The 25,790-nt window shown below is 57.1% G+C and carries 21 protein-coding genes and 5 pseudogenes; 15 read left to right on the top strand and 11 right to left on the bottom strand.

Annotation, left to right across the window (positions count from 1 at the left end):
* Positions 1–37: 37 nt before the first annotated feature.
* From MUN84_RS17610 to MUN84_RS17595, 4 genes and pseudogenes are all read right to left on the bottom strand, one after another.
* Positions 38–1,176 (bottom strand): annotated as a pseudogene (locus MUN84_RS17610) (aspartate aminotransferase family protein).
* A gap of 178 nt (positions 1,177–1,354) precedes the next feature.
* Positions 1,355–2,334, bottom strand: a pseudogene (gene argC / locus MUN84_RS17605) (N-acetyl-gamma-glutamyl-phosphate reductase).
* On the bottom strand, positions 2,324–3,511 hold the full coding sequence (gene argG, locus MUN84_RS17600) for an argininosuccinate synthase (RefSeq protein ID WP_244695303.1): 1,188 nt from the start codon (positions 3,509–3,511) through the stop codon (positions 2,324–2,326). The pseudogene argC and the gene argG overlap by 11 nt, the downstream one beginning before the upstream one ends.
* A gap of 156 nt (positions 3,512–3,667) precedes the next feature.
* Positions 3,668–4,237, bottom strand: a complete 570-nt coding sequence (locus tag MUN84_RS17595; protein ID WP_244695302.1) for a GNAT family N-acetyltransferase — start codon at positions 4,235–4,237, stop codon at positions 3,668–3,670.
* A gap of 631 nt (positions 4,238–4,868) precedes the next feature.
* Between MUN84_RS17595 and argB the strand changes: the two genes are divergently transcribed.
* The 4 genes from argB (at position 4,869) to MUN84_RS17575 (ending at position 9,258) form a co-directional block, all read left to right on the top strand.
* On the top strand, positions 4,869–5,651 hold the full coding sequence (gene argB / locus MUN84_RS17590) for an acetylglutamate kinase (protein WP_244695301.1): 783 nt from the start codon (positions 4,869–4,871) through the stop codon (positions 5,649–5,651).
* A complete protein-coding gene (locus MUN84_RS17585; RefSeq protein WP_244695300.1) occupies positions 5,639–6,709 on the top strand; it encodes a M20 family metallo-hydrolase in 1,071 nt (356 codons plus the stop codon). Before argB ends, MUN84_RS17585 begins: the two co-directional genes overlap by 13 nt.
* Positions 6,710–6,777: 68 nt before the next feature.
* On the top strand, positions 6,778–8,076 hold the full coding sequence (argH, locus tag MUN84_RS17580) for an argininosuccinate lyase (RefSeq protein WP_244695299.1): 1,299 nt from the start codon (positions 6,778–6,780) through the stop codon (positions 8,074–8,076).
* A 651-nt stretch (positions 8,077–8,727) separates the two neighbouring features.
* Positions 8,728–9,258: a TetR/AcrR family transcriptional regulator gene (locus MUN84_RS17575; protein ID WP_244695298.1), complete on the top strand. Its 531-nt coding sequence runs from the start codon at positions 8,728–8,730 to the stop codon at positions 9,256–9,258.
* A gap of 95 nt (positions 9,259–9,353) precedes the next feature.
* Here the strand turns inward: MUN84_RS17575 and MUN84_RS17570 are convergent, their stop codons facing one another.
* Both MUN84_RS17570 and lpdA read right to left on the bottom strand, forming a co-directional pair.
* Positions 9,354–9,560 (bottom strand): hypothetical protein, encoded by a 207-nt coding sequence (locus MUN84_RS17570; RefSeq protein ID WP_244695297.1) that lies wholly within the window; start codon positions 9,558–9,560, stop codon positions 9,354–9,356.
* Positions 9,561–9,661: 101 nt separating this feature from the next.
* Positions 9,662–11,055, bottom strand: a pseudogene (gene lpdA, locus MUN84_RS17565) (dihydrolipoyl dehydrogenase).
* 236 nt (positions 11,056–11,291) lie between these two features.
* Between lpdA and MUN84_RS24700 the strand changes: the two are divergent.
* Positions 11,292–11,777, top strand: a pseudogene (locus MUN84_RS24700) (tetratricopeptide repeat protein); the annotation flags it as partial.
* A 47-nt stretch (positions 11,778–11,824) separates the two neighbouring features.
* Entirely contained in the window at positions 11,825–12,028 is a 204-nt protein-coding gene (locus tag MUN84_RS24695) for a tetratricopeptide repeat protein (RefSeq protein ID WP_410780108.1), read from the top strand.
* 227 nt (positions 12,029–12,255) lie between these two features.
* Here MUN84_RS24695 and MUN84_RS17555 read toward each other — a convergent pair whose 3' ends face one another.
* The 3 genes from MUN84_RS17555 to MUN84_RS17545 are packed head-to-tail and all read right to left on the bottom strand — an operon-like array spanning position 12,256 to position 13,492.
* Positions 12,256–12,555, bottom strand: coding sequence for a hypothetical protein (locus MUN84_RS17555; protein ID WP_244695295.1), 300 nt, complete (start codon positions 12,553–12,555; stop codon positions 12,256–12,258).
* Entirely contained in the window at positions 12,510–13,373 is an 864-nt protein-coding gene (locus MUN84_RS17550; protein WP_244695294.1) for an NAD(P)/FAD-dependent oxidoreductase, read from the bottom strand. Before MUN84_RS17550 ends, MUN84_RS17555 begins: the two co-directional genes overlap by 46 nt.
* Entirely contained in the window at positions 13,355–13,492 is a 138-nt protein-coding gene (locus MUN84_RS17545) for an FAD-dependent oxidoreductase (protein ID WP_244695293.1), read from the bottom strand. Before MUN84_RS17545 ends, MUN84_RS17550 begins: the two co-directional genes overlap by 19 nt.
* Before the next feature lie 152 nt (positions 13,493–13,644).
* Between MUN84_RS17545 and fabG the strand changes: the two are divergent.
* The 7 genes and pseudogenes from fabG to dnaK all read left to right on the top strand — a co-directional run bounded on the left by fabG (position 13,645) and on the right by dnaK (position 22,505).
* Positions 13,645–14,393, top strand: a pseudogene (gene fabG / locus MUN84_RS17540) (3-oxoacyl-[acyl-carrier-protein] reductase).
* A gap of 162 nt (positions 14,394–14,555) precedes the next feature.
* Positions 14,556–15,227: a YiiX family permuted papain-like enzyme gene (locus MUN84_RS17535; protein WP_244695292.1), complete on the top strand. Its 672-nt coding sequence runs from the start codon at positions 14,556–14,558 to the stop codon at positions 15,225–15,227.
* Positions 15,228–15,652: 425 nt separating this feature from the next.
* On the top strand, positions 15,653–17,728 hold the full coding sequence (locus MUN84_RS17530) for a VWA domain-containing protein (RefSeq protein ID WP_244695291.1): 2,076 nt from the start codon (positions 15,653–15,655) through the stop codon (positions 17,726–17,728).
* A gap of 85 nt (positions 17,729–17,813) precedes the next feature.
* Positions 17,814–18,215 carry a hypothetical protein gene (locus MUN84_RS17525; protein WP_244695290.1) on the top strand — a complete coding sequence of 134 codons (402 nt, stop codon included), beginning with the start codon at positions 17,814–17,816 and terminating at the stop codon, positions 18,213–18,215.
* 127 nt (positions 18,216–18,342) lie between these two features.
* Entirely contained in the window at positions 18,343–19,275 is a 933-nt protein-coding gene (locus MUN84_RS17520) for a pseudouridine synthase (RefSeq protein WP_244695289.1), read from the top strand.
* Between the two features lie 68 nt (positions 19,276–19,343).
* A complete protein-coding gene (locus MUN84_RS17515; protein WP_244695288.1) occupies positions 19,344–20,225 on the top strand; it encodes an alpha/beta hydrolase in 882 nt (293 codons plus the stop codon).
* Between the two features lie 333 nt (positions 20,226–20,558).
* Positions 20,559–22,505 (top strand): molecular chaperone DnaK, encoded by a 1,947-nt coding sequence (gene dnaK, locus MUN84_RS17510; RefSeq protein WP_244695287.1) that lies wholly within the window; start codon positions 20,559–20,561, stop codon positions 22,503–22,505.
* Between the two features lie 142 nt (positions 22,506–22,647).
* Here dnaK and MUN84_RS17505 read toward each other — a convergent pair whose 3' ends face one another.
* Positions 22,648–23,073 carry a hypothetical protein gene (locus MUN84_RS17505; protein ID WP_244695286.1) on the bottom strand — a complete coding sequence of 142 codons (426 nt, stop codon included), beginning with the start codon at positions 23,071–23,073 and terminating at the stop codon, positions 22,648–22,650.
* 175 nt (positions 23,074–23,248) lie between these two features.
* Here MUN84_RS17505 and MUN84_RS17500 point away from each other — a divergent pair, with 175 nt between their 5' ends.
* Together MUN84_RS17500 and MUN84_RS17495 are read left to right on the top strand one after the other, a co-directional pair.
* Positions 23,249–24,193: an FAD-dependent monooxygenase gene (locus MUN84_RS17500; protein WP_244695285.1), complete on the top strand. Its 945-nt coding sequence runs from the start codon at positions 23,249–23,251 to the stop codon at positions 24,191–24,193.
* Positions 24,147–24,395, top strand: coding sequence for a hypothetical protein (locus MUN84_RS17495; RefSeq protein ID WP_244695284.1), 249 nt, complete (start codon positions 24,147–24,149; stop codon positions 24,393–24,395). The genes MUN84_RS17500 and MUN84_RS17495 overlap by 47 nt, the downstream gene beginning before the upstream one ends.
* Positions 24,396–24,557: 162 nt before the next feature.
* Here MUN84_RS17495 and MUN84_RS17490 read toward each other — a convergent pair whose 3' ends face one another.
* Positions 24,558–25,730, bottom strand: a complete 1,173-nt coding sequence (locus MUN84_RS17490) for an endonuclease/exonuclease/phosphatase family protein (protein ID WP_244695283.1) — start codon at positions 25,728–25,730, stop codon at positions 24,558–24,560.
* Between the last annotated feature and the right edge of the window lie 60 nt (positions 25,731–25,790).

Genomic DNA, 25,790 nt, shown 5'->3' with positions numbered 1-25,790 from the left:
GCTACTCATTGGGGCTGCAAGTTAGGTTACAGGTTGCTTACTTTTTTACCCCAGCCGGAATAAGTGTGTATAGCGCCTGCAAGAACCGGTCAACTTCGGCCTTGGTGATGTTCAGCGGGGTAGCAGGCGCAGCACGGTGGGGTCGGAGGCATTGCCCACAAAGATGTGGAAGTTCGAGAGCAGCTGGTCGCGCATATCCTTGATGGGGAAGTCGTACTTGATACCCATCATCAGGCCCCGGCCCCGGATTTCCTCGGCCCCGGCATTGGCTTTCAGCTCCGAGCGGAGGTAGTGGCCCAGCTCGGCGGCGTGGTCCAGCAGGTCTTCTCGCTCAATAACCTCCAGCACGGCCAAAGCAGCGGCGCAGGCTAGGTGGTTGCCCCCGAACGTAGTGCCCAGCAACCCATAGGACGCCTTCAGCTCCGGCGCAATCAGGATGCCGCCGATGGGAAAACCGTTGCCCATGCCCTTGGCCACCGAAATAACATCGGGGCGGATGCCAGCGTGCTGGTGGGCAAAAAACTTGCCGCTGCGGCCGTAGCCACTCTGTACCTCGTCGGCAATCAGCAGAGCCCCGTACTGCTGGCATAGCGCGGCTAGGCCTTGCAGAAACTCGTCGGAAGGCATGATGATGCCGCCTACCCCTTGAATGGGCTCGATGATGGCCGCGCACACGTCGCCGCCTTGCAGTACCTGCTCCACTGCCGCCAAGTCGTATTCCAGGAAGGAAATGGCGTGGTCGGCGTTGAAAGGCGCTACAATTTTGGGGTTGTCGGTAGCCGCTACCGCCCCAGACGTACGGCCGTGGAAAGCCCCTTTGAAGGCCACCACACGTTTTTTGCCGGTGTGAAACGACGCCAGCTTCAGGGCATTCTCGTTGGCCTCGGCGCCGGAGTTACACAGGAATAGCGAGTAGTCCTCATAGCCCGACACCTGCCCGAGCTTGCGGGCCAGCTCCTGCTGAATCGGAATCTGCACCGAGTTGGAGTAGAAGCCGATGTTCTGCAGTTGCTCGGTGAGGCGCTGCACGTAGTGCGGGTGGCTGTGGCCGATGGAAATAACGGCGTGGCCGCCGTAGAAATCCAGGTATTCCTGGCCCTTATCGTCCCAAAGTTTCGCTCCCAGCGCCTTTACCGGCGTGATGTTAACGAGCGGATATACGTTGAAAAGCTCCATGGTATGGAAATGAGAGCTGAGAGGTTAGAACTAAGAAGCAGGGTCAGAAATCAGAAAAAGAACGTCATTCCGAGCTTGCCAAGGAATCTCGCGTGCTGGTGTTGAGATGCTATTCAGAAGGCAGCACGCGAGATTCCTCGACTTCGCTACGCTACGCTCGAAATGACGTTTTGTGGGGTTAAAATAGCCCCGCTTTCAATCCTAGGCCAGTCGTTTCCGGCAAGCCAAATAGCAGGTTCATGTTCTGCACTGCTTGGCCCGAAGCGCCTTTCACTAGGTTATCGATGACCGAGGTAATGAGTAGCTGCTTGCCGAACTTCTGCACATGTAGCAGGCACTTGTTGGTATTTACTACCTGCTTCAAGTGAATTTCCTGGTCCGATACCGTGGTGAACGGCGCCTCGGCGTAGAACTTCTGGTACAGCTCCCGCGCTTCGTCCTGGGTTAAGTCCGAGGGCGTGTAGACGCTAGCGAAGATGCCCCGCGAGAAGTTGCCGCGGTACGGAATGAAGTGCATGGCGCTGTTCAGTTGCGGCTGTAGCTGCGCTAGACTCTCCCCGATTTCGCCGAGGTGCTGATGCGTGAAGGGCTTATAGATGGACACATTATTCGTGCGCCACGAGAAGTGCACCGTCTCCGACAAGCTCTGTCCCGCGCCCGTGCTGCCCGTAATGGCCGATACGTGCACATCTTCCGTGAGCTTGCCCACCTGCGCCAGGGGTAGTAAGGCCAGCTGAATAGCCGTGGCGAAGCAGCCGGGGTTGGCAATACTCTGGGCTTGCCGGATGCGGCTTCGGTTCAGCTCCGGCAGCCCGTACACAAACTCCCTACCCCAAAGTCCGCGTCGGCTTCCAGGCGAAAGTCGTTGCTCAAGTCGATTACGGCGGTAGTTTCCGGTAGCTCGTACTTCTCGAGCCACGCCTTGGAATTGCCGTGGCCCAGGCACAGAAATACCACGTCCTCATCACCGGCCAGCTCCGAGGCAAATACCAGGTCTGTTTCGCCAACTAGGTCATCATGAACTTGATACACCGGATTTCCGGCGTTAGAAGAACTGACCACGGCCACCAGTTCCGCATACTCGTGGTGCAGCAGAATGCGGAGTAGCTCCCCGGCCGTGTAGCCGGCGCCACCGACGATACCAACCTTAATTTTCATCGTTGAACGAGGAATGAATGCGCAACTGGTTGCTGAAGATTTTAATGAAGCCTTTCGCGTCGCGCGAGTCCCAGGCGTTGTTTTCCTCCCCATAGGTCGCCACTTTCGACTGCATCATGTCGAAGTCCGACTCAATACCCAGCAGTTCGAATTGGTACGGCTTCAGCGCCACGTACACCGTACCTGACACCCGCGCCTGCGACGACTCCAGGAACGCCTCCATGTCGCGCATCACCGGGTCGAGGTACTGGGCCTCGTGCAACAGCGTGCCGTACCAGTTGGCGATGTAGTCCTTGTGCAGCAACTGCCACCGCGACGACACATGTTTCTCCAGCAAATGGTGGCCCTTGATGAGAATCAGCGGCGCGGGAGCCTCAAAACCCACCCGGCCCTTAATACCCAGAATAGTGTCGCCCACGTGCACGTCGCGGCCGATGGCGTACTGCCCGGCCAACTCATTCAAGGCCACAATCAGGTCCACTGGGCTCATGGTTTCGCCGTTCAGGGCTACCGGTTCGCCTTCCTCAAAGGTGATGCTGATTTCCTGGGGCTCGGTTTTGCTCAACTGGGTAGGCCAAGCTGATTCCGGCAGACCCTGGCGAGAGGTTAGCGTTTCCACCCCGCCCACGCTGGTGCCCCAAATACCTTTATTAATAGAGTACTTAGCCTTTTCCCAGCTCATTTCTACCCCATTTGCTTGCAGGTACTCAATTTCCTGCTGGCGCGAAAGACCCAGGTCGCGGATGGGCGTGATGATTTCCGTGTCGGGCGAAATCACCGAAAAAGCCACGTCGAAGCGCACTTGGTCGTTGCCAGCCCCGGTGCTGCCGTGGGCAATGTAGTCGGCCTTATTTTCCCGGGCGTACTCAGCCAGCGCCAAGCTCTGAAACATACGCTCCGCACTCACGCTCAATGGGTACGTATCGTTTTTTAGGATATTTCCCGCCAGCAAGTAGCGCAGACAGTCCTGGTAAAACCGCTCGGTTACGTCGATGACCTCGTGGCGCTTGGAGCCCATTTCGTACGCGCGCTTTTCGATGCCGGCCAATTCCTCTTTCGAAAAACCGCCTGAATTAACGATGACCGTGTGGACTTCCAGGCCCAGTTCTTTCGTCAGATAGACGACGCAATACGATGTATCCAATCCGCCGCTGTAGGCGAGAACTACCTTTTTCATTCGTTGGTAAAGAGGTTTTAGAACGTCATGCATGCCTCCTGAAACAGTCATGCTGAGCGGAGCATCGTGCGTGCCAATGCTGCAGTGCTAGCTGGTGGCGCGAGAGAGCTACTTCGCTCCGCTCGGCATGACCTACTCTATTTCGAGCCGAAGGGGCTATTGCTGCTGGCTTAAAATTTCGATGGTTTGCTGGCTGAATTTGTCATTCAGGTTGTCGTATACCATACCAGTGCACAAGCACATCTTGCGCTGATTTTCCATCAGGATGCCGTAGTTCTTGCAGCTGGAGCAGCCTTTCCAGAAGTCGTCGGATTGGGTGAGTTCAGGAAAGGTTACTGGCCTGTAGCCCAACTCGTTGTTAATCTTCATCACGGCTGCGCTGGTTGTAATACCGAAGATTTTGGCCTCCGGATACTTCGTGCGCGACAGTTCAAACACGCGGTGCTTGATGGCGCGGCCTAGGCCCTCCTTACGGAGTTCGGTATTTACAATCAGGCCCGAATTGACCACGAACTTATTATCCTCGAAGGTTTCAATGTAGCAGAAGCCAGCCAACTGCTCATCAAGGAAGGCAATGATAGAATCGCCCCGTTCCATCTTCTTTTTCAGATAGTTAGGGTCGCGCTTGGCAATGCCAACGCCGCGCGATTTGGCAGATTCCTCATACCACTGACATAGGGTATCCACGTACTGCGCATCGGCAGCATGGGCGACTCGTAAAAGCATGGTCGAAGCTCGGTTGGTTGCCTTGATGTACGGCAACAGACTCGGGAAGACGATAAACGAAGGGCTGAAAATGCCGCTTTTAGGTGGGGCTAGGCCGGTACCAGCACAGAACTAGTCGCGGAAAAAGCAGCCCAGAAGCAGCCCAGAAAAAGCAAGAAAGCCGGTATAGCAAGCCGCCGGAGCGGAGCAGTTAGGCGAAATTCGGCTGGGGGAGGCGCACCAAGGCTTACACTCGTGTCAATTCGTTATTCGTAGAACCTTTCTTCAGTAGGGCGTCGCTTTCGGAGCCCTATCGTCGGTTTTTATCGTACTAAAAATGCCGACGAGATATTGCATGCCAGCGCTTAAGCTGGCATTGTTCGCACGACCAAGTTGGGTCGTCGCAGAAGCGCAATAGAAGAGAGACGAATCATGAAGACTGCCGTGAGGCGAGGGAATTGTTTCTGCGGTTTAAAATGAATAGGACCGCTAAATCGTTGCAAAACTAGATGTTTTTTTTTGGAAACTTTGCTGGCCCAGCCGCAAAAAAAGCCCTGTTCTGTACTGAGCCTACCCAGGCTGTGCACGGGCTTGGCGGTTTGTTTTGGCCACCGGTGGTCCCCTACGGCCTGTTTTTCTCCTCCTCTTTTCTATGCGCGAAGGCCTGAAAATTTTTAAGATTGGTGGCGGTATCATCGATGACACGGCTCAACTAGGCCAGTTCCTAACTCAGTTTGCCCAAGTGCCGAGCCGCAAGATGTTGGTGCACGGTGGTGGCAAAGGCGCCAGCCAAATGCTGGCCGATTTAGGCATTGAGCCGAACATGGTGCAGGGCCGCCGCATCACTGATGCCCCTACCCTTGACATTGTAACCATGTTTTACGCCGGCAAAACCAACAAGCAAGTGGTGGCTCTGCTGCAAGCCGCCGGCGTAAATGCCCTGGGCCTCTCCGGCGCCGATGGCAACGCAATTCGGGCCGTGAAGCGGCCGGTTCGGGATATTGATTACGGCTTTGTGGGAGACTTGCCCGAAGGCAGCATCAACACTGCGCTGCTGGATCAATTGCTCCAAGCCAGCATCACGCCCGTGTTCTGCGCCATCACCCACGATGGCCAGGGGCAGCTGCTCAACACCAACGCCGATACGATTGCCAGCACTCTGGGCCGGGCTTTGGCCGCTCGGTACGAGGTAGAGCTGCACTTCTGCTTCGAGAAAGACGGCGTGCTACGGGACCTTAATGATGAAGCCTCCGTGATTCCGCAGATCGTGCCGGCCCAGTACGAGCAGCTGAAGGCCGGGGGAATTATTGCCGCTGGCATGGTGCCAAAGCTGGACAATGCCTTTGCCGCTTTGGAAGCGGGCGTGGAGCGAGTAGTGATTGAAAACGCGCTTAAAATCAATGAACCCGTGAAAACTGTCCTATGCCGAAGCTAATTGAGCGGCTGACTGAGGATGCCATTACGCTGCTGCGGGAGCTAATTCGGACACCTTCGCTTTCACGGGAGGAAGACCAGACCGCAGAGCTGATTTTTCGGTTTCTGGCTTTCTACGGTGCTCGGCCCCACCGAGACAATAACAACGTCTGGGCCGTGTCGAAGCACCTGGATGCCACCAAACCGACCATCCTGCTCAACTCCCACCACGACACCGTTCGGGCCGGCAACACGTGGACTTACGACCCATTTGGGGCCACGGTGGAGGGCGACAAGCTGATTGGTTTGGGCAGTAATGATGCGGGCGCTTCGGCCGTAAGCTTGCTGGCTACGTTTCTATACTTTCATGAGCGCACTGATTTGGCTTATAACCTGATCTGCGCCATTACGGCCGAGGAAGAGGTATCGGGCGCCAACGGCATTCGGAGTGTGCTACCCCAGTTAGGCCATATTGACTTGGGCATTGTGGGCGAGCCTACTCAAATGGACCTAGCCATTGCCGAAAAAGGCTTGGTAGTGCTCGATTGCGTGGCCCACGGCCGCACCGGCCATGCCGCCCGTGAAGAAGGCGAAAATGCCCTTTACAAAGCCCTGACTGACATTCGTTGGTTTGAACAGTTCCGCTTTCCGCAGGTTTCGCCGCTGCTGGGCCCGGTCAAGATGACCGTCACACAGATTCAGGCGGGCTCCCAACACAACGTGGTGCCCGACCGGTGCACTTTTGTGGTGGATGTGCGCACGAACGAGTGCTACTCCAACCAGGAGGTAGTAGAGCTGGTGCGGCAGCACATTACCTCCGACGTAACGCCGCGCTCCACCCACCTGAACTCCTCTCGCATCGACTTGAGCCACCCGTTGGTGCAGCGCGGCCTAGCCCTAGGCCATCGCACGTTCGGCTCCGTGACCCTCTCCGACCAGTCGATGATGCCTTTTACCACGGTTAAGATCGGCCCCGGCGACTCAGCCCGCTCCCACACGCCCGATGAGTTTATTCTGCTGAGTGAAATCCGGATGGGTGTGCAGGGCTATGTAGCTTTGCTGGAGGGGCTGCAGTTGTAACATGCCAGCAGCGGTTTCTCTTGTCTAATTGGGGCAAAAACCGGGGGTTGGCCAAATATTCAAAACACATGAAAATCTGGGATAAGGGCATTGCCGTCGATAAAAAGATTGAACAGTTTACCGTGGGCCGCGACCGGGAACTGGATTTATACCTCGCGCAATTTGACGTGCAGGCCTCCAAGGCGCAGGCTAACATGCTGGCTACGGCTGGGCTACTTTCCGCTGAGGAAAATCAGCAGCTCCAGCAAGGCCTAACGGAATTGGCCGCGCACATAGAGGATGGCCGCTTCGCCATTGAGGAAGACTTTGAGGATGTGCACTCCAAAATTGAGTACTACCTGACGGAGAAATTCGGCGACGCAGGCAAGAAAATCCACACGGCTCGCTCCCGCAACGACCAGGTGCTTACGGCTATTCAGCTGTTTTTGAAGAACTACACGGAGCGCGCCACCACCAAAACGCTGGAGCTGGTGCAGGTGTTGCTACAGAAAGCAGAGGCCCACCAAACCGACCTGATGCCGGGGTACACCCACTTTCAGGCCGCCATGCCTAGTTCCTTTGGGCTGTGGTTTTCGGCGTATGCTGAGCATTTGTTGCTGGACCTGGCCCTGTTCGAGGCGGCCCACACCGTGGCCGATCAAAACCCACTGGGCTCGGGCGCGGGCTTCGGCAGCTCCTTCCCCATCGACCGGCTCCAGACTACGCGGGAAATGGGGTTTAGCAACTTGGCCGTGAGCAGCGTAGGCGCGCAGATGCTACGGGGCAAAACGGAAAAAACCGTGGCGTTTGCGTTGGCTGGCATGGCCGCTACCCTCGCCAAAATGGCCTACGACCTAGTGCTTTACAACGGGCAGGATATGGCATTTGTGGAACTACCGGCGGCCTTCACTACCGGTTCCAGCATTATGCCGCACAAGAAAAACCCCGATGTGTTTGAGCTAATTCGGGCGCGCTGCAATGCTTTGCAGGCTCTACCCAACACGCTGATTCTGGCCACCAGCAACCTACCCAGCGGCTACCATCGTGACTTCCAGATTCTGAAGGAGTTGCTTTTCGAGCCCATGACGCAGTTTCTAGACATTCTCGACATTGTGTTGTTTGCCCTGCCTCAGCTGAAAATCAAGCCCAACCTGCTACACCAAGAAAAGTACGACGCCGTATTTACGGTGGAAAATATCAACCAGCTTATCCAGGCCGGCACGCCGTTTCGCACCGCTTACAAGCAGGTAGGCGTGGCCGTAGAGGACGGCAGCTATGTACCTCACAAGGACTTTCACACCACCCATCTGGGTAGCGTACACAACCTTGGGCTGGCAGAAATTCAGGCAAAAGTCGAGCGGTTTAAGGAACGAACCCGCATGGGTTAACTAGTGGCAAAGAGTCCTTCGTTAGCCTTTGTACTACCTCAGACATTCCACTGAAATGAAGTGTACATAAGGCTAGACTTACTATGTGTTTGCGTTCTTCACTGATAGTGCCAGGCTAATAGCAAGTGCTGATGTTCTCATCATTCAGCTGAGTAATATGCATGACAAAATTTTGAACAACTAGCATATAAATCATAAATTCAATCACTTACGCTATATAATTAGCGCGGTGAGTGATTACTCACAATAAAAAAGTGAGCTACTACTTACTAGTTTCGAATTTCTTGCTTAATATTGCTCCCGCTATCAGATAACGATTCCCACTAGTTGTTCGATAGACAATTCCCACGCCCCGTTTACCCGGATGTACTCCCACCCTCATCCGGAATTTTCAAGAACCGCGCGGCCCTGCCCCCGGCCTCGCCGCCTGCAGGTTGTTGAATCCCACGTAGCCGGCCGATTTGGTGCTCCCAAATCGGCCGGCTTCTGTTTTTAGCCAATTTGGTCCTTCGAGTGAAGTCAACCTAGCAAGTGCACTTTCCAAAAAAAATAGCGCGTTTTAGCTCGCATAGACCGAACTTGCGGCGTTTCTTCTAGTAAGTGAGGGAAAGACTACGCGGCATAGTGCCATCAAATTGAACTCCTCTGTTTATGACTAACCGCAAACAGCACATTGCAGAAATAGCATTGCAGCTATTTGGGGAAAAAGGCTTTGAAAACACCTCCACGCAGCTGATTGCCAAAGCGGCTGGCGTGTCGGAGGCGCTTATTTTCAAGCACTTCGGCTCGAAAGACCAACTCCTGGAATTCGTTATCCGCAATGGCTACAAGCGCATTATTGAGGATAACCGCGGCGGTTTAGCTGAGCCTGATCCGCTGGCTTTTATTTACAGCGTAATTGAGTTGCCCTTTAAGTTGGTGCAGGCCGAGCCTCACTTCTGGAAGCTCCAGTACCGGCTAGCCGACTCAGAAATGGCGCGGCAGCAGCATGAGCGGTTCATGAAACCCGTACCCGCCTTGCTCCGGGAGGCCTTCAAGAAGCTAGGCTACGCTGACCCAGATAAAGAAACTGAACTGCTGCTGCTGCTGGTAGAGGCGTTGTGGAAGCAGGAAGCCACCAAAACCGAAGAGCACGGCCGCGGTATGCTAGATTTTATCAAAGGAAAATACCGGGCTCAATAGTAAACCTACTAGGGTTTAGCATAACCTGAAAACACGACTACCCCGGCCTGCAGGCCGGGGTAGTCGTGTTTTCAGGTTATGCTCCCAGTTACAAGTTATGGCTTCTGATCCAACCGGGAAAAGAATTTGAGCCCAATAAGAACAAAGGCGACAACCATCAGCAGCAGGCCCAAAAGCCGGAGGATATCATAGCTGCTGCTTCCTGACGGTCCCTGCATCATCCCAAATGTGCTGACTATCTGGAGGGCAAAGCCCAGAATAAAGAGCAAAAACAGTTTAACAAAAGAAGGTAGCCATTTCATGGTAGTAGAATAATTTAGGTAGGTGTAATCTACAACATCCAAGCAAAAGCCCTGTTCACGCGCGTGAACAGGGCTTTTGCTTGCGTTAAGGCCACCGCTGTTTATAGGTGGATTACCTCACCGTAGGCGGCCGCGGCAGCTTCCATCACGGCTTCCGACATGGTGGGGTGCGGGTGCACAGCCTTGATGATTTCGTGGCCAGTGGTTTCGAGCTTGCGGGCAACGACTACCTCGGCAATCATTTCCGTCACGTTGGAGCCAATCATGTGGGCGCCCAGCCACTCGCCGTACTTCTTGTCGAAGATTACCTTCACGAAGCCGTCCTTAACGCCGCCAGCGGAGGCTTTGCCGGAGGCCGAGAATGGGAATTTACCTACCAGAATGTCGTAGCCCTGCTTTTTGGCTTCTTCTTCAGTGAGGCCTACCGAGGCAATTTCCGGCGAGGCGTAGGTGCAGCCGGGAATGTTCTGGTAGTTGAGGGGCTCGGGGTGGTGACCGGCAATTTTCTCAACGCAGATGATGCCTTCCGCCGAAGCGACGTGCGCCAGGGCCGGGCCGGGCACAATGTCGCCGATGGCGAAAATGCCGGGCACGTTGGTCTGGTAGAAGTCATCTACTAGCACACGGCCTTTCTCCACCTTAATGCCCAGTTCTTCCAGGCCCAGGTTTTCGAGGTTGGTAACTACCCCAGCGGCGCTCAGCACTACGTCGCAGGCAATTTGCTGTTCGCCTTTAGCCGTTTTAATGGTTACGTTGCAGCCTTCGCCGGCGGTATCTACCTTGGTCACTTCGGCGCTGGTCAGCACGTTCACGCCAATTTTCTTGAAGGATTTCTCCATCTGGCGCGACACTTCCTCGTCTTCCACGGGCACGATGCGCGGCAGGTATTCCACTACCGTTACCTCGGAACCCATGGTGCGGTAGAAGTAAGCAAACTCGACGCCGATGGCGCCGGAACCTACTACCACGAGGCGCTTGGGCAGGGCCGGCAGCACCATGGCCTGGCGGTACCCAATGATCTTCTTGCCGTCGATGGGCAGGGCGGGCAGCTCGCGGGAGCGGGCACCGGTAGCCAGGATGATGGACTTAGCTTCCACGGTTTCTTTGCCGCCGTCAGCCTTGGTCACCTCCACTTTGCCGGGGGCCAGCAGCTTGCCAGTACCCGACACGACGTCGATTTTATTTTTTTTGAACAAGAAGTTGATGCCCTTGCTCATGCCGTCGGCCACGCCCCGGCTGCGCTGAATTACGGCGCCGAAATCGTAGCCCACGCCTTCCGCCTTCAGACCGTAGTCGCCGGCGTGGTTGAGGTACTCAAATACCTGGGCGCTCTTGAGCAGGGCTTTGGTAGGAATGCAGCCCCAGTTGAGGCAGATGCCGCCGAGCGACTCCCGCTCTACCACGCCTACTTTCAAGCCTAGCTGCGAAGCCCGGATAGCGGCTACGTAGCCGCCGGGCCGCTGCCGATAACGACCAGGTCGTATTGCAATGCCATGTTGTGTTCGGTTGAAGGTTAAGAAAGAAGGGCCACTGCCGCATCGGGCGGGCAGGTAGCCCGGCAAAGATAGGCAGGCCGCGCTACTCCGCCGCGTTGCCCGCCAACACAGGAGCTTGCCGGTACGCGGCAAAATTTTGGGGTTAGTCATGGCCATTGCTGAGGGCTGCGCGTACAAGGGCCCACACGCCGTTTAGTGGCACTTTTGCCGCCGGTTTTCCCTTAAAACTTCCCTCATGAAGGCACCCATACTTTCGCTGGCAACCTGTCTTACGTTGCTTTTTCTGACGGATTGCGCCCGCACTACTACGGAAGTAGAACGTCCTACTTCCGCCGCCCGCAACGCGGCCCGCGAGACCTCCGTGGCCCAAGCCGCCGATTCGGCCGCGCGGCCCGCTGCTGGAGTAAATGCTACGGTCTCAACGGCTCCTACCCCACCCTTGCCGGTAGAACCTGCCGCGCGTAAAAGCAACGCCGACTACCGAGCTGACATCCGGACGGCCGACCTGGCCCTCAAAGCCAAGCCCCGCGACTTTGACGCCCTACTAGCCCGCGCCAAGGCCAAAAGCCACCTCAAAGACTACCGCGAAGCCGTAATCGACTACAATGCGGCCCTGCGGCTGAAGCCTACCAATGCCGAAGCGTACTACAACCGGGGCCTCAACCGTCTCAAGCTCAAGGAGTACAGTGCGGCCATCGTAGACTTCGGCAAAGCCGTGAAGTACAACCCCAGGACAAGGAAGCTTATTTCGGCCGCGGAGCTGCTAAAATGCAGATGTTCAACTTCAAGAGCGCCATTCCGGATTTCGCCAAAGCCATCAGCATCGACCCCAATTACGCTGATGCCTACGAGTACCGGGGCATCAGTTACGCTTCCATCAACAAGCCCGCCGAAGCCAAAGCAGATTTGGAAAAAGCCACCCAACTCAACCCGGAAGCTGAAAAGAGCCTACGCCGCTACGCAGGGAAGTAGTGAGGTAGTGATTTAGCGACTGAGTAAATTAACCCGTCTGTCATCCTGAGCCCAGCGAAGGACCTTTTTACGCCAGCACGAGCCGTAATAACGACTTGTTCTAACGTGATAAGGTCCTTCGCTGGGCTCAGGATGACAGACGGGTTTGAGTGAATGCTCTGGCTTTGCTTTTACTTTACCCTTACCTCACACCATCCTACCCTTTTACCTCATACCCTAATTTTCTCTCATCGTCCCAACAGCAGCTTCGCGTAGAAACTAGGCTTGCGCAGCCGTTCGCGCAGGTCCAGGTCGAGGAACATGTTGCTGATGGTTTCAGCCAAAGTGGGGTTGTTGGCGGCGCGGTTGGCGACGAAGTTGAACAGCCAGGGATAATTAAGCAGGCGTTGCATGCCGCGGCTGAGGCGCAGTTCCTGCCACAAGCGGTTGTACACGGCCGCATCGTAGCCTTTCAGGAAATCGGCGGTGAAATTTTGTGCGGCTAGGGCCCGCCCGGCCCAGTCGGCGGCGTGGCGCCCCGATACCATGGCGTGGCTGATGCCTTCCCCGGAAAATGGGTCGATGAGGGAGCCAGCGTCGCCGAGCAGTAGGTAGGCGGCCCCGAGAGCGGGCGGCGGCGGGAGCCCAGGGGTAGCCCAAACCCGCGCACTGGCCCGAGCCGCTCAGCGTTGGCAAACCGGTCTTTCAGGGCGGGATGAGTGAGCAGCATTTCCTCCAGCCGCTCGCGCAGCTTCACCTTTTTCTTTGAAACGGCTTCGGTGAGCATGCCTACCCCCACGTTGGCCTCGCCATTGGGCAAGGGAAAAACCCAGAGGTAGCCCGGCAGAAAATCCTTGATGAAGTGAAGCTCAATGAAGTTATCGGGGTGCAGGCCCGTGACGCCCCGATAGTAGGCCCGCAGGCCGGCGCAGTGGTGGGCGGGCTCCAACTCGTGGCCCCCAATCTGGCGGGCAAAGCTGGATTGGGCCCCATTGGCGACCAGCAGCAGCCGAGCCACGACAATCTCCTGACCACCAGCATCCAGCAGGCGCCACCGGCCATCCGGCAGTTGCTCGTGGCGGGCTACGTCCACGTTCTCACGGAAGTCAATTTCCGGCCGCTGGCGTACTTCTTCAATCAAAAAGTTATCGAAGTGCAAGCGCTTGCTGATGTGGCCGGCGGCTTGGTCGGTGGCCGGATTGTATTTCGGTTTGAAGGGAACGGCCAGGCGGCGGCCGTTGGGGGCGTAGAAATCAATACCCCAGCTGGGCAGCTGAATTGGCTCGGCATTCAGACGGGCTGGCAACTCTTCTCCGATACGGCGCAACTCATTGATTACCTTGCCGCTCAGGGCGTCGCCGCACACTTTGTCGCGGGGAATGAGGCGCGGTCGAGGAGCAGGCAGCGGTAGCCGGCGTTAGCCAGGTGCAAGGCGGCCGTGGCCCCGCCCGGCCCAGCTCCTAGAATACAGATATCGGTTGTCATTGTGAGCTGTTAGCTGCTAGCTATTGGCTATAGCTTTTGGGCAAGGGTATTTCGCTGCAAGCTACGGCAAAAGCCAATGGCTCGTCCAACGAAACGCCAACAGCTACCAGCTAGCAGTTACCAGCTCAAAAAAGGCTCCTATCTTCGCCGGCATGACACAACTGCTTGACGGGAAAGTGGCCCTCATTACGGGTGCTTCCAAAGGAATTGGCCGCGCCATTGCGGTGTATTTTGCCCAGCAGGGCGCCCAGGTAGCCTTTACCTACCTTTCCAGCGTGGAAAAAGGCCAGCAGCTGGAGCAGGAGCTTTCCGCCCACGGCACCAAAGTAAAAGGCTTCCGCTCCGACGCTTCCATTTACGCCGAGGCTGAAAAGCTGGTGGATGAGGTAGTAGCTGAGTTTGGCAAGCTGGATATTCTGGTCAACAACGCCGGTATCACGCAGGATGGCCTGCTCATGCGCATGAGCGAGCAGCAGTGGGACCAAGTGCTGGCCGTGAACCTGAAGTCGGTGTTCAACCTGACTAAAGCCGCCACCAAGCCCATGATGCGCGCCAAAACGGGCAGCATCGTGAACATGACCTCGGTGGTGGGCATTAAAGGCAACGCCGGACAGGCCAACTACGCCGCGTCCAAGGCTGGTATTATTGGCTTCACTAAGTCAGTGGCCCTGGAGTTGGGCTCGCGCAACATCCGCTGCAACGCCATTGCGCCCGGCTTCATTGAAACCGAAATGACCGATGCCCTCGACCAAAAGCAAGTAGACGAGTGGCGCAAGGCCATTCCGCTCAAGCGTGGCGGCTCCCCGAGGACGTAGCCAAAGCCACCGCCTTCCTGGCCTCCGACAACTCCGCCTACATCACCGGCCAAGTATTGCAGGTTGATGGCGGCATGCTGACGTAGTAGCAACAGTAATAATCCGATTAGACCGTCATTCCGAGCGGAGTGAGGAATCTCGCATGCTGACCTTGTAGAGGCAACTCAACGTCAGCACGCGAGATTCCTCACTCCGCTCGGATTGACTTTTTTATCTAGCTTCATTTTCTACTTTACTTCTACCCTCATATGCCCCGGCGTAGTCTATTTCTGCTGCTACCACTCTTGCTGCTGACCGTGCTGGCCTACCCCCGCCTGCGCCACCGTTATGCCCGCTACCAACAGGCTCAAGCCGCTTCAAAAGCGGTGCAACAGATATCTTCCCGCCTCCGCAACGGCGACCTGATCTTTCAAACGTCCCGGTCGGCGCAAAGCCGCGCCATTCAGCTGGCTACTCATTCCGCGTACAGCCACTGCGGCATCTTGTTTAAGAAGGACGGCGAGTGGCGCGTATTCGAGGCCGTGCAACCCGTCGGCGAAACTTCCCTGGCGGCCTGGACTGCACGGGGCCAAAAGGGCACATTTATAGTAAAGCGCCTGCACGATGCCGAAACAGTACTTACCCCCGCGGTACTCCAGCGCCTACAAGCTGCCGGTGAGCGGTACCGCGGCAAAAATTACGACCTGTACTTCGGCTGGTCTGATGAGCGAATTTACTGCTCGGAACTGCTCTGGAAGATGTACCGCCAAGCCACTGGCCGCGAAATCGGGAAGCTTCAGACCCTGCGCGAATTCGACCTTAGCCACCCGGCCGTGCAAGCCAAGTTGCAGGAGCGCTACGGCAAGCGCATTCCACTGCATGAGCAGGTCATTTCACCGGTCAGGATGCTAGAAAGCAAGGAATTAGTGACAGTGCTGTGAGGTAGGAGACAATTCGTTGTTAGACCCGAATAATTGCTGCTTCAGTACACGGGATCCTTCCCACTAAAACCGAGTATTAGGTACTCTTATATTGGTCTCCGCAGTCTGCATAAAAAGCGAGTAGTTGGGTAGTATTACCATAAGTCAAATTTTTCATTGGCAACCTCGCCCTGAGTACTGGTTTTTCATATGTGCTAGGACTCCTTCTGGGGAAGAATACAAAACAGGCGCACCCAACTACGAACAGAAAAGGCGCTATTTTCTGCATACTGTATCTCCTATCATTTCCGTGCTTCAAGATAGACAACCTCTACCCTACGTACTTATCCGCAACTTCCTACCTTCACGCTGCCTCCTACCCCGCCCGGCGCAACCAAGCCACGCAAAACGGGGTTCTTTAGTGCGGTTGCTATATCGTTCTGCCTTTGCTACTATCTGCTTCTCCCTGGTTTATCCTGCTGTGCCTGCTGGTGGGAGCGGGCTACGCGGCCCTGCTGTACTCGGCCAAGGCGCCCTGGAGCCGGGCCGTTAACTACGCCCTAGCTTTTGTGCGCTTTGCCGTCGTGAGCTTTCTGTGCTTTCTGCTGCTTTCCCCCTTCCTTAAATCGACAACGACTACTACCGAGGCCCCTACCCTTGTGCTGGCCCTGGATAATTCTCAATCGGTGGGGCTGTTCACGCCGCCCGCAGTGCTGAGCCAGGCTACTCAGGGGTTAATCCAGCTGGCCGCCACTTTGCGCGGCCAGGGCTTTCGGGTGGAAACCCAAACGCTTATGAGCTCTGGCCGGCCTACCCGCCCCGATTCGGTGCGCTTCCGGGCCCCAGCCACGGATTTAGATGGGCTGCTCACCCGCATTGGCGAAGGCTACCAAAACCGAAACTTGGCGGGCGTGGTGCTGGTCTCCGATGGACTGGTAAACCAGGGCCGGGCGCCCCAATACACCGACTACCGATTTCCAATTTATGCCGTAGGGGTGGGTGATACGCTGCCAAAAAAGGACGTGAGCATACCGGCCCTTACGTATAACCGTGTGGCGTTCAGCGGCAACCAGTTTCCCATTGAGGCTGAAATTGCCTACGATGGATATGCGGCCGGCACTTCAGCAACGGTGTTGCTGCGCGAAAATGGCCGCGTGTTGCAAACCAGGCGCGTGCCCTTGCTGGCCGGACGACGGCGCACTAAAACAACGTTTCTTGTGACGGCCCCGGCGCCCGGCAAGCGCCGCTACGAGGTGGTGGTAGAAAAACTACCTGGCGAGTTCACTCTGCTCAACAACCAGAAGTTTGCCTACCTCGACATTGTGAAGGGTAAGCTGCGGGTGCTGCTGGCCGGTGCCGCCCCCCACCCCGACCTGAAGGCCCTGCGCGCGGCCATCTTGCAAAACGATAACTTCGACCTGACTACCTATCTGCCCGGTATCAGCCCCTTGCGGCGCCAGGACTTTGACGTGGCCATTCTGCATCAGTTGCCCGCCCAGAATGGGGTAGGCGCTGAGGTGCTGGCCCAAGTGAAAGCCCGCCGGGTACCTGCCTTGTATGTGCTGGGGGCCCAGTCGGATTACAGTGCCTACAACGCCCTGGGCGCCGGCCTGACGGTGACCCCACGCGGTGGCCAAACCGATGCCGTGACCCCCTTGCCTAACGCCACTTTCACCCGCTTTGCCTTCGAGGAAGATGCGCTGCGTCGTTTTGCCGCTTACCCGCCCGCGCCGGTACCCTTCGGGGATATTCGGCTGGGCGCCGGGGCCGAGGCCGCGCTGTGGCAGCAAGTAGGCCGGGTGAAAACTCAGAAGCCCTTGCTGGTTTTTGGGGGCACGCCAGCCCAGCGCCAAGCCACCCTGCTCACCGATGGTAGCTGGCAGTGGCGCCTGCAGGAAGCCGTAGAGCACGATGACCGACCCGAGGCCTACGACCGGCTGGTGCTCCGGACCTTGCAGTTGCTTACTCAGAACGCCAATAAAAAGCGCCTCGACGTGTACCCCACTCAAGATGCTTTCAACTCCCAGGACGACGTAACCTTCGGGGCCGAGACTTACAACGCCATTTTTGAGCGCATTTACGGCCAGCAAATCACGCTTAGCCTCACTAACGAGCAGCAGCAAACCCGCACCTTCACGTACACCACCACCGAAGACGGTGCCCCGCTCCACTTGGGGTCCTTGCCGGCCGGCCTATACCGCTACACGGCCCGCGCTACCCTCGGAGGCCAGCCCCAGCAAGACCGGGGCGAGGTGCTGGTGCAGGAGCAGCAGCTGGAGGCCCTGCAGTCGCGGGCCGACCACAACCTGCTCTACCAAGTGGCCCGGCGCAGCGGCCAGCGCCTGTACTTCCCCACCCAGTTTGCCCAACTTGCCCAGGACATCCAGAAAGCTAACTACAAGCCCGTCATTTATGAGCAGGAAGAGCTCAAGGACCTGATCAACCTAAAATGGCTATTTTTTGTGTTGCTAGCCCTGCTGACCGTGGAGTGGGCTACCCGCAAATATTCTGGTGGCCTGTAAATTTGCTGCTTATCTGGCCGGGAACTGGAGCCGCCGGGGCCGTGTCATGCAGTGCTCCTCTCCCGCCGACCAATCGAATTTTCTCATGAAACCTTTATCCCTTGCTCTGCTCTGCGCGGGCTTACTGCTCACGGGCTGTACCAAAACCACCGAACAGCAAACAGAGCTGGCTGTGCAGGACTTCGTGCGCAACCGCGTTTCTGATCCTAAAAACTACTTTCCCGGCAAGTTCAAATTCAGCCCTTACACCAAGCGCGACTCTTTGCTGTACCTGGCGCAAATGGCCCAAATTAATGGCCAGCCGGCCCCGCCCGCCCCTACCCCCGCCGACTCCGTTAGAATCGGCACCCTGGTTTACCACGACTACCGCGACGAAATGCGCAACGGCGTATCGGTGCGCGACAGTGGCGAATATGTGGTGCGTCCTAACGGCGACGTGCGTATTCTCATGGCTGAAAGCATCCGGCGCCGACGCCTGCAGAAGTAAGGCGTACCTTTGTTGCCACGAGGGGCCGGGCACTGGCCGAGGTACGTAGGTGTACTTCCGCTTCCTGCCCCGGCGGAATCATCTTATTTTGTTGCTTTTACGTGGGCTGGAAGGCTCATGATCTTCCATGCGTTACATTCTGCTCAACAAGCCCTACGAAGTCCTCACCCAATTTACGGACGAAACCGGCCGCAAAACCCTCAAGGATTTTGTTTCAATTCCCAACATTTACCCGGTTGGGCGACTGGATTATGACTCCGAGGGCCTAGTACTGCTCACCGACGATAAACAGCTTCAACACCGCCTTTCCGAACCGCGCTTCAAGGTTCCAAAAACGTACTGGGTGCAGGTAGAAGGCATTCCGACCCCGGAAGCCCTGGAAAACCTGCGCCGCGGCGTAGACCTGAAAACGGGTTTCACTACCCCCGCCGAGGTAGCCCTGCTACCCGAAGCCCCCGAGCTGTGGGAGCGTAGCAAGCCGGTTCGCTTCCGGGCCAACATTCCAACCAGTTGGGTCCAGATTCGCATTTCGCAGGGCATGAACCGGCAGGTGCGCAAAATGACGGCCGCCGTGGGTTACCCTACCCTACGCCTCGTGCGCGCCAGCATTGCCGATTTACAGGTTGACCAGCTTCAGCCCGGCGAGTGGCGTGAGCTGACCAAGATTGAAGTGCAGGCGCTGACCGAGGATATGGCGGCCCAAACTGCGGCGGCCGGCACCTTTAAAACGCCAAGCAAAGGCTCCGAGTACTGGCCCGGCGGGGTGCGCCCCGCCGATGCTAAACCGGCCCAGAATAGCGCTGGTGGCTACAAATGGGGCGGTTTTGGTGCGCAGAACGAGGCGAAGACGCCCGGGGCCAACGCCCGCTCCACCGGCTCCCGAGGCGGTGCCCGGTCGGGTGGCAATGGCACGTTTAGTCCAAAACCTACGGGTAGCAAAACCGGAAGTAACCGGGCAACTCCCGGCAAAACCGGTAGCAAGCCCGGCCCGAAATCAGCAGGCCGTGGCACTACCAGCCGGAAGCCGGGCCCGGCTGGTGGGCGTTCGGGCCGCAGCTAATGGCCCAGCGAAACAAACTGAAGCGCGGGCGTCAGCTAGCGTGGGCGCTCGTGGTAGCGTTAGTGGCTATGAACATCGTAGCCGCTTTTCATGCTTGGCGCTTCACGCATTTTACTACCCCGGTTGGCACCCACACGGATAATCCGGAGCAGCTCTCAGCCCCTCAGAAACTGTGGGTGCTGCTTACGGGCATCCGAAACCCTAAGCCGACAAATCGGATTCAGCCAGATTTTCCCTTCGAAACCGTTCATCTTACTAGCGCCAACGGCCGGTTGGAAGCGTGGCAAGGCCAAGTAGCCAACCCGCGCGGTACGGTAGCCCTGTTTCACGGCTACACCAGTTCCAAAAGCAAGCTCCTAACTGAGGCGAGCTTTTTCAGAAACTTGGGCTACAACGTGCTGCTCACCGATTTTGCCGGCAACGGCGGCTCCGAGGGCAACGTCTGCACGGTAGGTCACCATGAGGCGGCTGACGTAGCAGCGGTAGTTCAGTGGCTGCAACGGCGGCCCGGGCCAGTATACATTTATGCCAATTCCATGGGCGCGGTGGCTACGTTGCGGGCCGAGGCCGAACTAGGCGTACGGCCTACGGCCAACCTGCTCGAATGCCCCTACGGCTCCATGCTCGAAACCGCCCAAAGCCGCTTCCGCTCCATGCATGTTCCGCCCTTCCCCATGGCCAACCTGCTGGTATTCTGGGGCGGAGTTGAAAACAACTTCTGGGCCTTCGACCTGGATGCCACCGACTACGCCACGCACGTCACGACTCCTACCCTGCTCATGTGGGGCGAAGCCGACCCACGCGTAACCCGCCAGGAAACCGACGGTATTTATGCCGCCCTCCGCGGCCCCAAGCAGCGCCAGAATTTTCCCGGCTCCGGCCACGAGCCCTACTGGTGGAAGCACCAGCAACTATGGGAGCAAACCATTCAGGGGTTCCTGGCTAATTAACCCATTCTTCTGAGCTGAGTAGAGGACCATTCCACGATAAAACGAATCGTCATCCCGATTATCGGTCAGGCGTGATAAAGCCCTTTGCAAGCGCAGAATGATGAGGAATCCATGGCTAGCACGTTACCTCCTGCCCGGCTGTCAGCATATCCTACCCTTGGTTTTCCCGTAGAAGTCAGACCGTCGCGAAACCGTGCCGCGAGCTGCCCTAAAATGACAATCTGTCACGAGTAAAGGGCATTTCTGCGGCTGGTACGCGTCTTGTAACTCCCCCGGTGCGAGTGATTCGCACCTGATATCTGACACCTCAACTCCTACATAACAACCATTCACATGGGCAAAATAATCGGTATTGACCTCGGCACCACCAACTCGTGCGTGGCCGTAATGGAAGGCAACGAGCCGGTAGTGATTCCGAATAGCGAAGGTCGCCGCACGACTCCCTCCATTGTGGCGTTCCTCGATAACGGTAAAGGCGAACGGAAAGTCGGTGACCCCGCCAAACGTCAGGCCATTACCAACCCTAAGAACACGCTCCAGTCAATTAAGCGCTTCATGGGTCGCAGCTTCGGCGAAGTGACTGAAGAAGCCAAGCACGTTTCTTACGAGCTGGTGCGCGGTTCTAATAACACGGTAGCCGTACAAATCGGCGACCGGCAGTACACGCCCCAGGAAATTTCGGCCATGGTGCTGCAGAAGATGAAGCAGACCGCTGAGGACTACCTCGGTACGTCGGTAACGGAAGCTGTAATTACGGTACCCGCCTACTTCAACGACGCCCAGCGCCAGGCTACCAAGGAAGCCGGTGCCATTGCCGGCCTCGACGTGAAGCGCATCATCAACGAGCCTACTGCTGCTGCCCTGGCCTACGGCCTCGACAAGAAGCACAAAGACCAGAAGATTGCCGTGTACGACCTCGGTGGTGGTACCTTCGACATCTCGATTCTGGAGCTGGGTGATGGCGTATTTGAAGTACTGAGCACCAACGGTGACACCCACCTCGGTGGCGACGACTTCGACCAAGTTATCATCAACTTCCTGGCTGAAACGTTCGCCAGCGAAAACGAAGGCCTCGACCTGCGCAAAGACGCTATGGCCCTGCAGCGCCTGAAAGAAGCCGCTGAGAAAGCCAAAGTAGAGCTGTCCAGCTCGACGGAAACGGAAATCAACCTGCCCTACGTAACGGCTACTGCTTCGGGCCCGAAGCACCTGGTAGTAAAGCTGAGCCGCGCAAAGTTCGAGCAGCTGGCCGACAACCTGGTGCGTCGCTCGATGGAGCCCTGCAAAAAGGCCCTGCAAGATGCTGGCCTGAGCACTTCTGACATCGACGAGGTAATCCTGGTAGGTGGCTCGACCCGCATTCCGCGCATTCAGGAAGAGGTAGAGAAGTTCTTCGGCAAGAAGCCTTCGAAAGGTGTGAACCCCGACGAAGTAGTAGCCGTGGGCGCTGCCATCCAGGGTGGCGTACTGACCGGTGAAGTGAAGGACGTACTCCTGCTCGACGTAACCCCGCTTTCGCTGGGCATCGAAACGATGGGCGGCGTGATGACTAAGCTCATCGAGTCGAACACTACGATTCCGACTAAGAAGTCCGAGACCTTCTCGACGGCTTCCGACAACCAGCCTTCGGTAGAGATTCACGTGTTGCAGGGCGAGCGTCCGTTGGCTTCGCAGAACCGTACCATCGGCCGCTTCCACCTCGACTCGATTCCGCCAGCACCTCGCGGTGTTCCGCAGATCGAAGTAACCTTCGACATTGACGCCAACGGTATCCTGCACGTTTCGGCTAAGGACAAAGGCACCGGCAAGGAGCAGAAGATTCGCATCGAAGCTTCTTCGGGCCTCACCGACGCCGACATTGAGCGCATGCGCAACGAAGCCGCCGCTAACGCCGAAGCCGATAAGGCGGAGACCGAGCGCATCGGCAAAATCAACGCCGCTGACTCGATGATTTTCCAGACGGAAAAGCAGCTGAAAGAGTACGGCGACAAGCTAAGCGCCGGCAACAAAACGGCCGTTGAGAATGCTCTGGCTGACCTGAAGAAGGCGCACGAGAGCAAAGACCTCGGTGCTATTGACACCTCTATGGAGGCCATCAATGCCGCTTGGCAGGCCGCTTCGCAGGAAATGTACGCCGCTACCCAGGGTGGTGCCGATGGCCAGCCCGGCGCTGACGGTGGCAACCCCTTCGGTGGTGGTGGTCAGCCCGGCGGCAACGGCCAGCAAGGCCAGCCCCACGACAACGTGACGGACGTAGACTACGAGGAAGTAGGCAAGTAATTGCCACTTAGAAAACAAAAAGGCCCGCTGCTGCTGCTGCGGGCCTTTTTGTTTTCCGGGTAATCTGCAACTGTAGGTTGTACGCTGCCTAATCTTGAAATTCAGCTACAGACCTAGTCGTGAGCAAATAGAAGTTGCTTTCTTACGGGACTTGCAGCAGCCACGCTACGGCCGCGTTTTCGTCCTCAAATAGCCGGTATACCAAACCAGATTCCCGGGCTTCGTTCATCACCAGGTTCATAGCCAATCGGGCGAAAACATCGTGCGCGAGCAGCACGGCTCCGTAGTAAGGATGGGCCGTGGTGGAGCGAGTTAGCCAGTTTTCGGTAATCCAGACGCGCTCCGCTTCCGTGAAGGCCGCCATTACCCGTTGGTCGCCGAGCAACTTGTGCCAGTTCCGCTGCTGGAGCAAGGTGCTAGCCTGGGTCAGAAAGGTTTTCAGTTCTTCCAGCTTGCGCTTGCCGGCATTGTACTGTACCACCAAGTAGCCATCGGGGTGTTCTAATAAGCGGCCAACCGGGTTTTCGAAGTACAGCCGCAACTGAGGATGCACGGGTGAGTGAGACATGGAAAAGGAGAGCAGAACAGGGCGGAGGGAGGATGCAGGCGCGGGCTTGCCATGCAAGGGACTAGTTAGTCAATAAAATGATATAAAATTTGCCTAGCAGAACCGTAGGGACGTTTTTTTTCAAGTAAATCCTACCTTGTCACATCGTTTTGAATAGCGCAAACCCACAGATAGCATGGCGGATTTTGCAATTATTGGGGCCGGGATTGGTGGGCTGAGCGCGGCACGTGCCCTTGTGCTGCAAGGCCATATGGTGCGGGTGTACGAAGCGGCCGCTGAGCTACGCGAGGTAGGCGCAGGCGTAGTGCTTGGAGCCAATGCCATGCGGGCGCTGCAGCAACTAGGCTTGCACGAGGCTGTGCAGGCTCACGGCTCCCCAGTTACTCATTTGAACCTGCTTGACCAGCATGGCCGCTTGCTCCAGGCCGCCGACACTACGGCTTTCACTGCTGCTTTAGGCTTTGACAACCTAGGTATTCACCGAGCTGCATTGCAGCGGACTTTGCTAGCGCAACTTCCCCCGGGCACCGTGCAGCTTGGGCGCCAGTTTGCGCGTTTCAATGCTACTGATACCGGAGTTTTGGTGCACTTTGCCGATGGGCATTCGGTGCAAGCGGATGCGCTTATTGGAGCCGACGGTATCCGCTCGAAAGTGCGCGGCCAGCTCCTGCCAGCCGTTGCGCCGCGCTACGCCGGCTATACCTGCTGGCGCGCTGTGGTAGATGCTCACCACTTAGAACTTTCAAGAAGTGAATCGGGCGAAACCTGGGGCGAGCGGGGCCGTCGGTTCGGGTACGTGCCCGTTGGCGGCGGCCAGGTGTACTGGTTTGCCTGCCTGAACAGTGCGCAGCCTCAGAATCTGCGGTTTCGGGCGTACCGGGTAGCGGACTTGCAAAGCGAGTTTGCCGATTTTCACGCCCCTGTGCCCGAGCTGCTGGCCTGCACGCGCGACGAACAGCTAATCTGGAACGATATCCTAGACCTTCGCCCCTCTCCCACTTTGCCTACGGCCGGGTGCTACTGCTCGGCGACGCAGCCCACGCCACTACCCCAACCTGGGCCAGGGTGCCGGCATGGCCGTGGAGGACGCGGCCGTACTAGCGCAATGCCTGCAGGCTAGCTCCAACCTAACTACCGCTTTTCAGAGCTTCGAACAACGCCGCCGGGCACGCACTACGCGCATCATCCAAACTTCCTGGCTGCTGGGGCGGGTAGGCCAGCTGCAAAGCCCCCTGCTAGGAAAGCTACGCAACACCCTGATGCGGCTGCTGCCCGCTGCCGTCAGCCGCCACCAAATGGCTTGGCTGTACGACGAGCTGTAGCAGAATTGAACGGGGTGACTATGTAGCCAGAACTTGGTGTGGAACCCGTCAGGCTTCGTTCAAGTCCTGCAAGACGGTTCTAGATTTGTTCAGACGTGTTGGCTCCGGTAGGTAACCACCATACCGGCCGAAGCAGCACTGCTTCGGCCGGTATGGTGGCTTTTACGTGGTAAGTTCTTTTTTGCGGTTCGGGTCGGTGGCTTCTTCCTGCTCCTCCTCATCCTCTTCTTCAAACCCCTCTTGAATCTTCTCTACTGCTTCCTGATGGTCCTCCACATCGGCCTGCTCGCCGTTTTGCTCCTGCTTTTCTTTGTCGTGGGGTTCGTAGCTGAGCTTGATGTAAATAGGAAAGTGGTCAGAGCCTACGTAGGGTAGGCGCTCCATATCATCAACCTTAAAATGGGGCGAGACGAATACGTGGTCCAGGGGCCAGCGCATTAGCGAGTACTCGGCGTGGAAGGTGGGTAGCAGCCCGCGGCCCACCCGCGGATCAAGCAGACCGCTGATGCGGCGAAACAGTTCGGAAGTGTGCGACCACGCCACGTCGTTCATATCCCCAAACACAATGGTTGGCTCGTCTTTCTGGTCGATGGTTTTGCCTACGAGCAGCAATTCGGCGTCGCGCTTGGTGCTGGTTTTGGCTTCGGCTGGCGCGGGAGGCTTCGGATGAAGGCCGTAGATACGCACCTTCGTATGACCATCAGCCAAGCCAACCACGGCGTGTACCGAGGGCACGTCGTCATCCAGTAGATACTTGATTTCACACTCGTGCAAGGGTAAGCGCGAGAAGAACAGCAGCCCGTACGTATTATCGAGGGGTTCGTGGCAGGTGTAGGGGTGAGTCTCTTCTAGGGGCTTTAATTGCTCCAGCCACCACAGGTCCGTTTCCACGGCCATAATCAGGTCCGAGTCGGCTTCCTGTAGTACTTGCAGAGCCTTCTGACCCTGCTTGTTGTACTGCAGCACGTTCATCATGGTCAGGCTCAGGTGGCGCCGCCCGTCTTTCAGCGTACTATCCTCCACCTGCTTTTTTACCAATCGGGTGTAAGGCACAATTCGAAACGACTGGTATCCAATGGCCAGCAGCAGCACCAGCAGCGTAGCCGGGCCCCAGTACGTGCCATCGGTTGGGCGGTGCCACTCCAGCACCAGCCCTGCGGCCAGCACCAGTCCTAGCACGCCCACAATTTGTAAGCGGGGAAAGTCGAATATCCGGATCCACCACGCTGTTTGGCGCAAGAGCGGCAGCACAGTGGCAATGAGGGCAGCTACTACGAGAAAGAAGGTGAATCCGTGGGCTAGCTGGAGCCAAAAAGGTACGTCAAGATCAGGCACGGATGGGGAGAGGTAGGCGTGGAGGAATCAGGCGGGAGAGGGCAGATGAACGGAGCGGAA

This window comes from Hymenobacter sp. 5516J-16 (genome assembly GCF_022919335.1).
GTDB lineage: Bacteria > Bacteroidota > Bacteroidia > Cytophagales > Hymenobacteraceae > Hymenobacter > Hymenobacter sublimis.
Note: the sequence above shows the minus strand (reverse complement) of the source record. Positions and strands in the feature narration are given on the sequence as shown.

Excerpts from the sequence above, each read along its gene's own strand:
- MUN84_RS17505 (WP_244695286.1), bottom strand. The coding sequence starts at position 23,073 with ATGTCTCACTCACCCGTGCATCCTCAGTTGCGGCTGTACTTCGAAAAC.
- MUN84_RS17545 (WP_244695293.1), bottom strand. The coding sequence starts at position 13,492 with ATGACAACCGATATCTGTATTCTAGGAGCTGGGCCGGGCGGGGCCACG.
- MUN84_RS17500 (WP_244695285.1), top strand. The coding sequence starts at position 23,249 with ATGGCGGATTTTGCAATTATTGGGGCCGGGATTGGTGGGCTGAGCGCG.
- MUN84_RS17570 (WP_244695297.1), bottom strand. The coding sequence starts at position 9,560 with ATGAAATGGCTACCTTCTTTTGTTAAACTGTTTTTGCTCTTTATTCTG.
- argH (WP_244695299.1), top strand. The coding sequence starts at position 6,778 with ATGAAAATCTGGGATAAGGGCATTGCCGTCGATAAAAAGATTGAACAG.
- MUN84_RS17520 (WP_244695289.1), top strand. The coding sequence starts at position 18,343 with ATGCGTTACATTCTGCTCAACAAGCCCTACGAAGTCCTCACCCAATTT.
- argG (WP_244695303.1), bottom strand. The coding sequence starts at position 3,511 with ATGAAAAAGGTAGTTCTCGCCTACAGCGGCGGATTGGATACATCGTAT.
- MUN84_RS17575 (WP_244695298.1), top strand. The coding sequence starts at position 8,728 with ATGACTAACCGCAAACAGCACATTGCAGAAATAGCATTGCAGCTATTT.
- MUN84_RS17495 (WP_244695284.1), top strand. The coding sequence starts at position 24,147 with ATGGCCGTGGAGGACGCGGCCGTACTAGCGCAATGCCTGCAGGCTAGC.
- MUN84_RS24695 (WP_410780108.1), top strand. The coding sequence starts at position 11,825 with ATGCAGATGTTCAACTTCAAGAGCGCCATTCCGGATTTCGCCAAAGCC.
- argB (WP_244695301.1), top strand. The coding sequence starts at position 4,869 with ATGCGCGAAGGCCTGAAAATTTTTAAGATTGGTGGCGGTATCATCGAT.
- MUN84_RS17535 (WP_244695292.1), top strand. The coding sequence starts at position 14,556 with ATGCCCCGGCGTAGTCTATTTCTGCTGCTACCACTCTTGCTGCTGACC.
- MUN84_RS17525 (WP_244695290.1), top strand. The coding sequence starts at position 17,814 with ATGAAACCTTTATCCCTTGCTCTGCTCTGCGCGGGCTTACTGCTCACG.
- MUN84_RS17595 (WP_244695302.1), bottom strand. The coding sequence starts at position 4,237 with ATGCTTTTACGAGTCGCCCATGCTGCCGATGCGCAGTACGTGGATACC.
- MUN84_RS17585 (WP_244695300.1), top strand. The coding sequence starts at position 5,639 with ATGCCGAAGCTAATTGAGCGGCTGACTGAGGATGCCATTACGCTGCTG.
- dnaK (WP_244695287.1), top strand. The coding sequence starts at position 20,559 with ATGGGCAAAATAATCGGTATTGACCTCGGCACCACCAACTCGTGCGTG.
- MUN84_RS17515 (WP_244695288.1), top strand. The coding sequence starts at position 19,344 with ATGAACATCGTAGCCGCTTTTCATGCTTGGCGCTTCACGCATTTTACT.
- MUN84_RS17555 (WP_244695295.1), bottom strand. The coding sequence starts at position 12,555 with ATGGTATCGGGGCGCCACGCCGCCGACTGGGCCGGGCGGGCCCTAGCC.